General features: G+C 45.3%; 9 protein-coding genes, 1 tRNA gene, 1 rRNA gene and 1 pseudogene (1 of these 12 cut by a window edge). All 12 read left to right on the top strand.

Annotation, left to right across the window (positions count from 1 at the left end; translation table 11 throughout):
* Position 1 precedes the first annotated feature (1 nt).
* Positions 2–1,633, top strand: a complete 1,632-nt coding sequence (locus IGI94_RS14885; protein ID WP_008380151.1) for a putative polysaccharide biosynthesis protein — start codon at positions 2–4, stop codon at positions 1,631–1,633.
* A complete protein-coding gene (locus IGI94_RS14880) occupies positions 1,620–1,886 on the top strand; it encodes an RNA-binding S4 domain-containing protein (RefSeq protein WP_005230745.1) in 267 nt (88 codons plus the stop codon). The genes IGI94_RS14885 and IGI94_RS14880 overlap by 14 nt, the downstream gene beginning before the upstream one ends.
* An 83-nt stretch (positions 1,887–1,969) precedes the next feature.
* Positions 1,970–2,416 (top strand): FtsB family cell division protein, encoded by a 447-nt coding sequence (locus tag IGI94_RS14875; RefSeq protein ID WP_430619168.1) that lies wholly within the window; start codon positions 1,970–1,972, stop codon positions 2,414–2,416.
* Positions 2,417–2,490: 74 nt separating this feature from the next.
* The gene (locus tag IGI94_RS14870; protein WP_005233352.1) at positions 2,491–2,934 is read left to right on the top strand and encodes a S1 domain-containing RNA-binding protein; all 444 of its coding nucleotides are present in this window, start codon (positions 2,491–2,493) and stop codon (positions 2,932–2,934) included.
* Positions 2,935–3,034: 100 nt separating this feature from the next.
* Positions 3,035–4,435, top strand: coding sequence for a tRNA lysidine(34) synthetase TilS (gene tilS / locus IGI94_RS14865; RefSeq protein WP_034878257.1), 1,401 nt, complete (start codon positions 3,035–3,037; stop codon positions 4,433–4,435).
* A 19-nt stretch (positions 4,436–4,454) separates the two neighbouring features.
* The gene (gene hpt / locus IGI94_RS14860; RefSeq protein WP_005230750.1) at positions 4,455–5,000 is read left to right on the top strand and encodes a hypoxanthine phosphoribosyltransferase; all 546 of its coding nucleotides are present in this window, start codon (positions 4,455–4,457) and stop codon (positions 4,998–5,000) included.
* Between the two features lie 73 nt (positions 5,001–5,073).
* A pseudogene (ftsH, locus tag IGI94_RS14855) lies at positions 5,074–7,075 on the top strand (ATP-dependent zinc metalloprotease FtsH); the annotation flags it as partial.
* 249 nt (positions 7,076–7,324) lie between these two features.
* Positions 7,325–8,206, top strand: coding sequence for an Hsp33 family molecular chaperone HslO (gene hslO, locus IGI94_RS14850; RefSeq protein WP_438899925.1), 882 nt, complete (start codon positions 7,325–7,327; stop codon positions 8,204–8,206).
* Positions 8,207–9,220, top strand: coding sequence for a tRNA dihydrouridine synthase DusB (dusB, locus tag IGI94_RS14845; protein ID WP_005233357.1), 1,014 nt, complete (start codon positions 8,207–8,209; stop codon positions 9,218–9,220). It abuts the gene before it with no gap.
* 96 nt (positions 9,221–9,316) lie between these two features.
* Positions 9,317–10,810 (top strand): lysine--tRNA ligase, encoded by a 1,494-nt coding sequence (gene lysS, locus IGI94_RS14840; RefSeq protein ID WP_005230758.1) that lies wholly within the window; start codon positions 9,317–9,319, stop codon positions 10,808–10,810.
* 662 nt (positions 10,811–11,472) lie between these two features.
* Positions 11,473–13,032, top strand: a 16S ribosomal RNA gene (locus IGI94_RS14835).
* Positions 13,033–13,108: 76 nt separating this feature from the next.
* Positions 13,109–13,145, top strand: a tRNA-Ala gene (locus IGI94_RS14830) (it continues 36 nt past the right edge of the window).

The raw sequence follows: 13,145 nt of genomic DNA, 5'->3' as shown, positions 1-13,145 counted from the left end.
GATGCCGAAATCACAATTGAAGCGTACGATGGAAGGGGCGTTTATTTTAACGATCGCTTCCTTTATCGCAAAAATCTTAAGTGCCGTTTATCGGGTCCCTTTTCAGAACCTGGTAGGCGACGAAGGGTTTTATGTGTATCAACAGGTCTATCCGATTTATGGATTGGCAATGACTTTGGCGTTGTCAGGTTTGCCGCAGTTTATCTCCCGCATTGTTGCTGAAGAACCTGATCCTTTGAAAAGCAAGGAGCGGCTGCAAGCGTTGACGTCTTATGTGCTTTGGTCGGCGATTGGCTTATGGGCTGTGACCTTTTTATTTGCCGGTCCAATCGCGCAAGTGATGGGGGACCATCAACTGGCAGGCTTGATTCGAGTCGTTTCCTTTACCTTTTTGTTTGTCCCACCCTTGACCTTTTATCGAGGAATGTTTCAAGGAAATCTACAAATGGTGCCAACCGCAGTGTCTCAAGTTGTAGAGCAGCTGCTTAGAGTTGGTGTGATTTTAGGTGCTGCGGCAGCTTTCCAGCAATTGGGCTGGACGATTTATCAAACGGGGACTGTCGCCATGATGGGTGCCTTAGTCGGGGGCCTTGCGGCGTGGTGGATTTTAAGTTATTATAGCCGACAAATCAACGGCAAACGCCTATCGCTATGGCATAAACCAGTCACCCGTACAGGAGAAAATACCGCTGGTTTATCCGCCTCGTTGAAAAAACGGTTCTTCTTAGAAGGCGGTCTGTTGACGATTTATAGCGGCTATTTGATCTTGTTCCAGTTAGCGGATTCGTTTTTATTGACCAATGCGCTAGAAGCGGGGGGATTGACGGCACAAGCAGCCCGGATTTCGAAAGGGATCTATGATCGCGGACAACCCCTCGTCCAACTAGGTCTTGTGGTGGCGATGGCGTTAAGCTCGACGTTTTTGCCAACGTTGACCAAGTATTTGACGGTAAAAAATCAGCAGCTGTTTGAAAAGTCGGCAAAAATGTATTTGCGCCTAACGATCGGGATTGCTTCGGCTTCTGCGGTAGGGTTAGCGATTTTGCTGCCTTATATCAACTTTGCTTTATTTAAAGACGGATCTGGCAATGCGGCGCTGGTATTGTTTGTCTTTTCCATCGCTCTGATGGCGACGATCCAAGCCTATCAAAGCATTCAACAAAGTCGCAATACCTATACCTTCGGCTTGCTCGCTGCGGGAATTGGTCTTTTAGTCAAATGTCTATCGATGTGGCCGCTGACCGCTTCTTATGGGACTGCAGGAGCAAGTATCAGTACGCTGTTGGGGTTAGGCGCGACCTTATGCTGTTTTGTGGTTTCCGAACAGCGTCGAGCACAAAGTAGCATCAATCGCTTTTGGTATGAAGGAAATTATGGAAAAAAATTATTTCTTTGTTTAGGGATCATGGCAAGCGTGCTATTCTTATATTATAGCTTCGTTGCGATCTTATTGAACGGTCCTTTGACTCATCGACTACAGGCGCTGATTTTTTGCCTAGGCGGTGTCGGTTTGGGAGGCGCAGCCTTTATCGGGGCAGCGATCAAAATCAAATTGTTAACGATTCGCGAATGGCTGTTAGTTCCATTTGGAAAGAAACTATTAAGAAGAGGTGAAAAACATGAGATTAGATAAATTTCTTAAAATCTCCCGCATCATCAAGCGTCGCTCTGTGGCCAAAGAAGTGGCAGACAAGGGACGCATTCAGATCAACGGCAAATTAGCCAAGTCAAGCAGTGACGTCAAAGTAGGCGATACTATGCGTATTCAGTTCGGGAATAAGGTCTTGGAAGTAAAAGTCAATGAATTGCATGAATCGACGAAAAAAGAAGACGCTGCAAAAATGTATGAGATTGTTTCAGAGGAAAGAATCTCAGAAAATGCTTGATTTTTACGGCATTTTCAGTTAGACAAGCTTTGCGGATGTTGGTATAATGTAAAAAACAAAGACAGCGACGGGAGCGAGTTCAGGTGGCAAAAGAATCAAATAAAAAAATAGAACTATTGCAGACCGATTATGCGAAAGAGCAATTTGCCAAGTTTGAAAAAGAGCGGCGGCAAGTCGTGTTTCGCCGACGTCGGCTGGTGGCGTTTTTCGTGGCGGCATTAGCGATATTTGCAGTCGTGGGGATTCAGATGTTTAACGACCAAATGCGCCTGCAAAAACTAAAGGAATACAAGGCGGAAACAGTCGCCGAACAAAAAGAAGCTGAACAAAAAGTGGCTTCATTGGAGCGAGATGTTGCCTTATTGCAAGACGATGAGTATGTGGCAAAATTGGCCCGCAGCCGATTCTTCTACTCAAAAGATGGCGAAAAAATTTATCCTGTCTTGCCAGATGGAACGGATTCTCAAAACACTAATGAGCGTTCTGCGCAAAGCGAACAAGAATCATCAGCCACAGAGTCACAAGATTAAGCAATGTCATACCTACTCAGCGCAGTAGTTTGAATTATTTTAAATGGGTAAAAATTAGGAGGAACATTTTTTATATGTCAATCGAAGTTGGAGCGAAACTAAAGGGCAAAGTGTCTGGTATTACAAATTTTGGTGCGTTCATTGATCTTGGTGAAGGGAAAACTGGTTTGGTGCATATCAGTGAAGTATCAAACGGATTCGTCAAAGACATTCACGACGTGTTGTCTGTTGGGGATGAAGTGACAGTACTTGTTACGGCAATCGGCAACGATGGAAAAATTGGACTATCGATCCGCAAAGCAGAAGATAAGCCGGAAGAAAAACGTGAATACCCGAAAAAAGAATTCAATCGACCAAATCCGAAAAAATCTTTTTCACGCAATCAAACTACGAATGTAAATAAACAAGACTTCGATTCATTGATGAGTTCTTTTCTAAAAGATAGTGATGATCGTCTTTCATCATTACGTCGAAATACAGAAGGAAAACGCGGTGGCCGCGGCGGACGCCGTAACTAAACATGAATAGCAAGTTGGAAAAAGCTGAAACAAAACTGTTGGTTCGTTTTGTTTCAGCTTTCTTTCTTGTGGGTCTACCAAATGAGAAGGAGGGCAAATGATGGTCATTCAAACCGTTCGAGGGCAACTCACTGCCATCGATCCTGAAAAAAAACGCCGCTTTTTGCTGGCGGTATCGACGGGAGTCGACTCCATGGTCTTGCTGCAGGTCTTTTGTCAGTTGTTTCCCGAAATGCAAAAAGAGCAGGTCTTTGGTGTGGCACATGTAAACCATCAATTGCGTCCAGCATCTGCTGAGGAAGCTGCTTTTTTACGGCAGTACTGCCAAGAACGCGGCATTCCTTTTTATGAGCGGTGCTGGGAAAATCCGCCAGAAACTGGCATAGAAGCTAGCGCTCGGGACTTTCGCTATACGTTTTTTGCCGATGTCATGTCCCGAGAAGGCTATGATGTTTTGCTGACTGCTCACCACAGTGATGACCAAGTAGAAACGATGCTGATGAAGATGATGCGAGAAGGCCGCTTGCAATCGGCTGGCGGGATGCAGCAGCAGCAGCCTTTTCACGCTGGAATCCTGTTGCGGCCGTTGCTTAGTGTCAGTAAGACAGCGATTTACGACTATGCGCAAGTACAGCAGATTCCCTACTTTGAAGACGAAAGCAATCACGAACCGCTGTATTTGCGAAACCGACTACGCCAGCAAGTAGTGCCGGCATTAAAAGCGGAAAATCCGCAACTGTTGCCGCATTTTCAACAGCTTTCTGTAGAAATGCAGTTCGCCAATCAGTTGATCCAGCAAGAGCAGCAGCAATGGTTGTCTGCGTTCGTTCAACAGCAAGCTACTCGCTTAGTGATCGATCTGCAACAGCTGCCGACGTTTTCGCCGGCGCAGCGCTATTTTTTCTATGCGGGGTTTTTGCAACAAGCAGAAGCTTTTACAAAGCAGCCACTCAATCAAAAACAGCTGCCACAGCTATTGCGTTTGCTAGACGAAAAGAAAGGGCAATGGCAATTGGCGTTGCACAAACAGTGGCAGCTGCGGCGCAGTTATGACCAATTACTATTGGAACCCATTGCTGTTCCCCAAAAGCCTGCAGCGCCGTTGACAGAAGTCAGTCAGCGTCTGGTTTTAGGAGAAGGGATCTATCTTTCTGAAAAGGAATGGATTGGGTATTTTCCGATAAATGAACAGCATATTCCCAAAAAAATCACAAATTGGTCAGAGTTTTCCCAAGATTTACCGCTAAACTATTCCTCTGAGCTGATCGTACGTAAGCGTCAGCCAGGAGACCGAATCCGCTTGGCACGTGGCCTGACCAAAAAGATCAGTCGTTTTTTTATCGATTCAAAAATTCCTAATGAAGAGCGAGAAAAAAGTTGGGTCGTCACAAACCTTGATAAACAGGTGATTGCCTTACTACCTCATGCATTTTCCTATTTGAGTATTACGCCAGAAACTGATAAAATACACTACATACTTCTTTATAAATATCAGAAGTAAGAGTTGGAAGGAGAACTTTATGCTAGATAAAGATATTGAGAAAATTTTGATTTCCCGTGACGAAATCAAAAATCGTTGTGTGGAACTTGGTCAAGAATTAACGGCGGCTTATGCGGATAAAAATCCTCTAGTCGTAGGTGTACTGAAAGGTGCCGTTCCTTTCATGGCAGACATCGTTCGTGAGATGGATTGTTACTTGGAGTTAGACTTCATGGATGTCTCAAGTTATGGCAATGCCATGATTTCATCTGGAGAAGTCAAAATCATTAAAGATTTAGATACAAATGTTGAGGGCCGCGATCTTTTGATCGTTGAAGACATCATTGACAGCGGTCGCACGTTGGCTTATCTGGTAGATCTATTCAAATACCGTAAAGCGAAATCAGTGAAAATCGTGACGTTATTAGATAAGCCGGAAGGCCGTGTTGTTGAGATCGATGCTGATTACGTCGGCTTCGATGTGCCAAATGAGTTTGTTGTTGGATATGGACTGGACTATGCAGAGCAATATCGAAACTTACCTTACGTTGGCGTCTTAAAACCTAGTGTTTATCAGTCAAATTAGTGACTGTTCTAAATCAATTGTGATACAATTAAATGGTCAGGATTGATAAAACAAAATAGCCAGGGAGGTACGCATGAATAAGAAAAATAACGGTATGGTAAAAAATACCTTATATTATGTACTTGTCTTGTTGGCGATGGTCATGGTCGTTTATTTCATTTTTGGAAATGGCAATCAGCAGACCCCAACGATCGAGTACTCCACGTTTACAGAACAACTGAAAGACGGGAAGGTCAAACAATTTACTGTCCAACCCGCTAACGGTGTTTATCGAATCGTGGGTGAATACAATGAAGAACAAACTGTCAGCAATGACAACAGCTTGTCTGTTTTAGGCAATACACAGGCGAGTTCGACCCGCTTTTCAACGATCATTTTACCAAATGATTCTACGTTGAGCGAAGTCACCAGTCTGGCCTCAGCACAAGGGGTCAAAACTACCATCGAAGAAGAATCCAACAGTGGTATTTGGTTATCGCTTTTGGTTAGCTTCTTACCACTTGTGATCATCATTTTCTTCTTCTATATGATGATGAGCCAACAAGGCGGCGGCGGTGGCGGTGGCGGCCGTGTGATGAACTTTGGCAAATCAAAAGCCAAAGAAGCGGACAAAAAAGCCAACCGCGTACGTTTTTCAGACGTAGCCGGTGCAGAAGAAGAAAAACAAGAACTTGTCGAAGTCGTGGAATTCTTGAAAGATCCTCGACGTTTCGTTGAATTAGGTGCCCGTATCCCAGCAGGTGTCTTACTTGAGGGACCTCCGGGAACCGGGAAAACGTTGCTAGCCAAAGCCGTTGCCGGTGAAGCTGGCGTACCGTTTTACTCGATCTCTGGTTCAGATTTCGTTGAAATGTTTGTCGGTGTCGGTGCAAGCCGGGTACGTGACTTATTTGAAACAGCGAAGAAAAATGCACCAGCCATCATCTTTATCGATGAAATCGATGCTGTCGGTCGCCAACGTGGTGCCGGTATGGGTGGCGGACATGATGAGCGGGAACAAACATTGAACCAATTATTGGTTGAGATGGATGGTTTTGATGGGAATGAAGGCGTGATCGTCATTGCCGCAACGAACCGTTCGGATGTTCTAGATCCAGCGTTGCTGCGTCCAGGTCGTTTTGACCGTCAGATTTTAGTTGGTCGTCCAGACGTGAAAGGCCGTGAAGCAATCCTCCGTGTTCATGCTCGGAACAAACCTTTATCAGATGATGTTGATTTGAAAGTCGTTGCCCAACAAACACCGGGCTTTGCCGGTGCGGATCTGGAAAACGTCTTGAACGAAGCCGCCTTAGTTGCTGCTCGTCGTAACAAGAAAAAAATCGATGCTTCAGATATCGATGAAGCAGAAGACCGCGTGATCGCTGGTCCTGCGAAGAAAGACCGTGTCATCAACAAACGCGAACGTGAAATGGTTGCTTACCATGAAGCAGGACATACCATTGTTGGTTTAGTCTTGAGTCGTGCCCGTGTGGTACACAAAGTAACCATCATTCCTCGGGGGCGAGCTGGTGGGTACATGATCGCCTTGCCGAAAGAAGATCAATTCTTGATGACTAAAGAAGATATGTTTGAACAAATCGTTGGCTTGCTAGGTGGACGTACGGCTGAAGAAATCATCTTCGGTGTGCAATCAACGGGGGCTTCCAATGACTTTGAACAAGCAACTGCGCTTGCAAGAAGCATGGTGACAGAATATGGAATGAGCGATAAATTAGGTCCAGTTCAATATGAAGGAAACCATCAAGTCTTTGTCGGTCGCGATTACGGTCAAACAAAAGCATACTCTGAACAAGTTGCCTTTGAAATTGATCAAGAAGTTCGCAAGATTTTAATGGATGCCCATCAAAAAGCCCATGAAATCATTGAAGAACATCGTGCCCAACACAAATTGATCGCTGAAAAACTACTTGAACATGAAACATTGGATGCTAAAGCAATCAAATCCTTGTTTGAAGAAGGCAAAATGCCTGCAGGGACTGAAAGCTCTGAGTATCCTAGTGAAAAAGCCCAAACGTTTGAAGAAGCGAAACGTGCGCTGGAAGAAAAAGATGCAGAGAAGCAAGCTGCAGAAAAACACAGCGAAGATGCATCATCAAACGATTTTGATCAACAATTGGAAGACGTTCGCCGCAATAGCGAAAGCCAACCGACTGATCAAGAAAACAAAGATGATAACGCCTAAAACAAGACGTATCAAGGCGCCGAGGAAACTCGGCGCCTTTTTGTTTCTATTTAAGAAGACTTTTCTTAAATTCAAACACATTCAGTTGAAAAAAGCGGCGCTTCCTAGTATGATTCATTAATGAATAAAAAGGAGAATCAAGATGAAGGATTATTTATTAAAAGCACTCGCATATGACGGCTTCGTCCGAGCATACGCCGTATCGGCAACAGAGACGATCGCCGAAGCACAACGACGCCATGAAACATGGAATACGGCATCTGCTGCTTTAGGGCGAGCGATGGTGGGAAGTTTGTTATTAGGCAGTACCTTAAAAGGGGAAGACAAATTGACCGTCAAAATTCAAGGAAATGGTCCTGCTGGGGCAATCGTCGTAGACAGCAATGGCCGTGGGGACGTAAAAGGATACATAAAAAATCCACAGATCAGTCTGCCATTGAATCCTCAAGGAAAATTGGATGTTCGGGGCGCAGTGGGAGACCAAGGAATTTTTACCGTAATCAAAGACTTAGGGCTAAAAGAACCTTTCTCTGGACAAACACCGATCGTCTCTGGGGAACTTGGGGAAGACTTTACTTATTATTTAGCAGTGTCAGAACAGATTCCTTCTGCTGTTGGTCTGAGTGTATTAGTAGAAACCGATGATTCGATTCGGGCAGCCGGTGGATTTATGCTACAGATCATGCCTGGTGCCAGTGAAGAGATCATTGATGCCATCGAAAAACGTTTGGGAGAATTGCCTCGAGTGTCAACCTTGATCGATGAAGGCCAATCACCAGAAGAGGTCTTAGCGACATTGTTACCAGACACGACGATCGAAGTACTAGAAAAAATGCCCGTCCAGTTCCACTGTGATTGTACGAAAGAAAAATTTGCGACAGCGATCATCACCTTAGGGGCTGAGGAGATCCAAGCAATGATCGATGAAGATCATGGGGCAGAGGCAGTCTGCTCGTTTTGTGGCAACAAGTATCATTTTGATGAAACGGAATTGGCGGCGTTGAAGAAAGAGGCGGAAGCGTAAGTGAAAGATAGACAGACATGGCAGATCGGCTCGGTTGAGATTCCTAACCGCGTCGTCGTTGCGCCAATGGCGGGGATCACCAATTCTGCGTTTCGTGTGACAGTCAAAGAATTTGGCGCGGGTTTAGTCGTCTGTGAGATGATCAGTGATCGAGGGATTCAACTGCGTAACAAGAAGACCCTTGAGATGCTGTTTATTGACGAGACCGAGCATCCTCTTAGTATTCAGATTTTTGGTGGGAATAAAGCATCCTTAGTAGAAGCAGCGCAATTTGTCGCAGAGAACACAACTGCCGATATCATTGATATCAATATGGGGTGTCCTGTAAACAAAATCATCAAAGCAGAAGCTGGTGCGAAGTGGCTTTTAGATCCCGACAAGGTTTATGAAATGGTCCATGCTGTTTCCAGTGCGATCGACAAGCCCGTTACCGTCAAAATGCGGATCGGTTGGGATGAGCAACACGTCTTTGCGGTTGAGAATGCCCAAGCCGCGGAAGCAGCGGGTGCCGCAGCAATCGGTATGCATGGCAGAACCCGTGTACAGATGTATGAAGGATCGGCTGATTGGGACGTTTTGAAACAAGTGAAGCAAAGTATCACCATTCCTTTTATGGGCAACGGCGATGTCAGAACCCCTGAAGATGCGAAACGAATGTTGGAAGAAGTCGGCGCTGATGCAGTGATGATCGGACGGGCAGCCTTAGGCAATCCGTGGATGATCCACCGCACCAAGCAATACTTGGAGACAGGCGAGTTATTGCCGGAACCAACACCACGAGAAAAAATTTCGACAGCGAAACTTCATTTAGAACGGTTGGCTGATCTAAAAGGGGAAAAAATCGCTTCGCGAGAATTCCGCCAACATGCTGCGTACTACTTAAAAGGTATTTCACGGGCAGCCAAAGTGAAGGCAGCTATCAATCAAGCAGAAGATAAGCAAACGATTTTTGATTTATTGGATGCATTTGTAGAGAAGACCGAAAAACAGCCGGTAGCAACTTTTAAGGAATAAGAAACAAATCAAGTCGATTCGAAAGTTCGGCTTGATTTTTTGCGTCATCATTGGCATTATAAGAAGGAAACCCAAGTTAAGAATGGAGGAAAACTCGTGACAGAGGAACGACAAACACAAGAAGAATTGAATGATCAAATGTTGGTTCGCCGTGAAAAGATGGAAAAACTACGGGAAGAAGGCATTGATCCTTTTGGCAAGCGATTCGAACGCACCCATAATTCTGCCGAGTTACATGAGTTATTTGATCAAAGAACCAAAGAAGAATTAGCCGAAATGAATCTTTCAGCAAGCATTGCAGGAAGAATCGTTACAAAACGTGGAAAAGGGAAGGCTGGTTTTGCGCATTTACAAGACCGCGAAGGCCGTATTCAAATATATGTACGTAAAGACCAAGTCGGGGACGAACCTTACGAAGTATTCAAGCATGCAGATCTAGGTGATTTCTTTGGTGTATCTGGTGAAATCATGAAGACCGACACTGGCGAAGTGACCATCAAAGCCAAAGAAATCGTGATCTTATCCAAAGCATTGCGTCCATTGCCAGACAAATACCATGGCTTGACGAACGTAGAACAACGCTACCGTCAACGTTACTTGGATTTGATCAGTAATAAAGAGAGCTTTGATCGTTTCATGAAACGAAGCCAAATCATTAGCGAAATTCGTCGTTACCTTGACGGACATGGATATATCGAAGTCGAAACGCCAGTATTGCATAATCAAGCAGGTGGTGCAGCGGCTCGTCCCTTCATTACACACCACAATGCCTTAGACATGGATCTGTATTTACGGATCGCACTTGAGCTTCACTTGAAACGATTGATCGTGGGTGGCATGGAAAAAGTCTATGAGATCGGCCGCGTTTTCCGAAATGAAGGAATCGATACGACCCATAATCCCGAGTTTACGATGCTAGAAGCGTATACAGCATATACAGATTTCAAAGATGTGATGGATTTGACAGAAGGCATTATCCGTAATGCTGCTGAAAAAGTCTTGCATACAGCAACGATCCAATACGATGGACAAGAAGTCGATTTAGCTAGCGACTTTGCACGAATCCATATGGTCGATGCAATCAAAAATCAAACAGGTGTTGATTTCTGGCAACCAATGTCCGTTGAAGAAGCGCGTAGTTTAGCGAAAGAACATCATGTTGAAATCACTGATGCCATGACTGTTGGCCATATCATCAATGAATTCTTTGAGACATTTGTTGAAGAAACGTTACAGCAGCCAACCTTTGTCTTTGGTCATCCAGTGGAAGTTTCGCCATTAGCGAAAAAGAATCCAGAAGATGAACGCTTTACGGATCGCTTTGAATTATTTATCGTTGGTCGTGAATTTGCGAATGCCTTCACGGAATTGAATGACCCAATCGATCAAAGAGAACGTTTTGAAGGACAAGAAAAAGAGCGCGAAGCAGGAAATGATGAAGCCCATGGGGTGGATGAAGATTTCTTAGAAGCACTTGAATACGGTATGCCGCCAACTGGTGGATTAGGGATCGGGATCGACCGCTTAGTGATGCTGTTGACCGATGCACAATCGATTCGTGACGTTTTATTATTCCCGACAATGAGATAAAAAAGCTCCGTCCACTCGCAAGAGATGGGCGGCTTTTTTTCTTGTCTGCTGGATCAGGGAGAAAAACAGTGAGGAATTAGAGGGGAAAAAGCCAGGGTAATTGCTAGAAAACGGATTAAATGCGAACGATAAAAGCTGGATTCAATGTGATTAGACGGGTTTGTAAAAATTAAAAAAAGCCATAGAAAATGATTGACCGCAAGGGATTTAGTTGGTATATTATTACATGTGCCAAATGACTGAAATGAATTCGTAAAAAGAATTGAAAAAAGTGGTTGACGCACAGCTCGACAGATGATATTATAACGAAGTCGCAATTTTAAAATAGTTAATCGACGTTGATACATCAACAAAATTAATTGAAAAAAGTTGTTGACAAATAACAAATCATTTGTTATTCTAATGAAGTCGCTGAGACAGCCGCTGCGAAGTTGAAAAACAACGAGCGAAAAAAACTTTTAAAAAAGAGTTGACAATCAATTGTCGCTCTGATATGATATAAAAGTTGCTAACACAGCACTGTAGACCTTTGAAAACTGAACAAAGCAAGCAAACGAACCAATGTGTAGGACGTTTCAATTTATTGAAACAAATACATGCAAGCAATAGCTAGCAAAGTTAATTTTTATGAGCTTAATGACCGTATGGTCATTCAAACAAATCATTATGAGAGTTTGATCCTGGCTCAGGACGAACGCTGGCGGCGTGCCTAATACATGCAAGTCGAACGCTTTTTCTTTCACCGGAGCTTGCTCCACCGAAAGAAAAAGAGTGGCGAACGGGTGAGTAACACGTGGGTAACCTGCCCATCAGAAGGGGATAACACTTGGAAACAGGTGCTAATACCGTATAACACTATTTTCCGCATGGAAGAAAGTTGAAAGGCGCTTTTGCGTCGCTGATGGATGGACCCGCGGTGCATTAGCTAGTTGGTGAGGTAACGGCTCACCAAGGCAACGATGCATAGCCGACCTGAGAGGGTGATCGGCCACACTGGGACTGAGACACGGCCCAGACTCCTACGGGAGGCAGCAGTAGGGAATCTTCGGCAATGGACGAAAGTCTGACCGAGCAACGCCGCGTGAGTGAAGAAGGTTTTCGGATCGTAAAACTCTGTTGTTAGAGAAGAACAAGGATGAGAGTAAAACGTTCATCCCTTGACGGTATCTAACCAGAAAGCCACGGCTAACTACGTGCCAGCAGCCGCGGTAATACGTAGGTGGCAAGCGTTGTCCGGATTTATTGGGCGTAAAGCGAGCGCAGGCGGTTTCTTAAGTCTGATGTGAAAGCCCCCGGCTCAACCGGGGAGGGTCATTGGAAACTGGGAGACTTGAGTGCAGAAGAGGAGAGTGGAATTCCATGTGTAGCGGTGAAATGCGTAGATATATGGAGGAACACCAGTGGCGAAGGCGGCTCTCTGGTCTGTAACTGACGCTGAGGCTCGAAAGCGTGGGGAGCGAACAGGATTAGATACCCTGGTAGTCCACGCCGTAAACGATGAGTGCTAAGTGTTGGAGGGTTTCCGCCCTTCAGTGCTGCAGCAAACGCATTAAGCACTCCGCCTGGGGAGTACGACCGCAAGGTTGAAACTCAAAGGAATTGACGGGGGCCCGCACAAGCGGTGGAGCATGTGGTTTAATTCGAAGCAACGCGAAGAACCTTACCAGGTCTTGACATCCTTTGACCACTCTAGAGATAGAGCTTCCCCTTCGGGGGCAAAGTGACAGGTGGTGCATGGTTGTCGTCAGCTCGTGTCGTGAGATGTTGGGTTAAGTCCCGCAACGAGCGCAACCCTTATTGTTAGTTGCCATCATTTAGTTGGGCACTCTAGCGAGACTGCCGGTGACAAACCGGAGGAAGGTGGGGATGACGTCAAATCATCATGCCCCTTATGACCTGGGCTACACACGTGCTACAATGGGAAGTACAACGAGTTGCGAAGTCGCGAGGCTAAGCTAATCTCTTAAAGCTTCTCTCAGTTCGGATTGTAGGCTGCAACTCGCCTACATGAAGCCGGAATCGCTAGTAATCGCGGATCAGCACGCCGCGGTGAATACGTTCCCGGGCCTTGTACACACCGCCCGTCACACCACGAGAGTTTGTAACACCCGAAGTCGGTGAGGTAACCTTTTTGGAGCCAGCCGCCTAAGGTGGGATAGATGATTGGGGTGAAGTCGTAACAAGGTAGCCGTATCGGAAGGTGCGGCTGGATCACCTCCTTTCTAAGGAATATTTCGGAAGACTACACATCGTTTGCCTTTGTTCAGTTTTGAGAGGTCTACTCTCAAGTAAAAACCCGGGGCCTTAGCTCAGCTGGGAGAGCGCCTGCTTTGCA

Origin of the sequence: Enterococcus sp. AZ149, from assembly GCF_051714285.1 — a bacterium.
Lineage (GTDB): Bacteria > Bacillota > Bacilli > Lactobacillales > Enterococcaceae > Enterococcus_D > Enterococcus_D entomosocium.
This window is presented reverse-complemented; position numbering and strand designations above follow the sequence as displayed.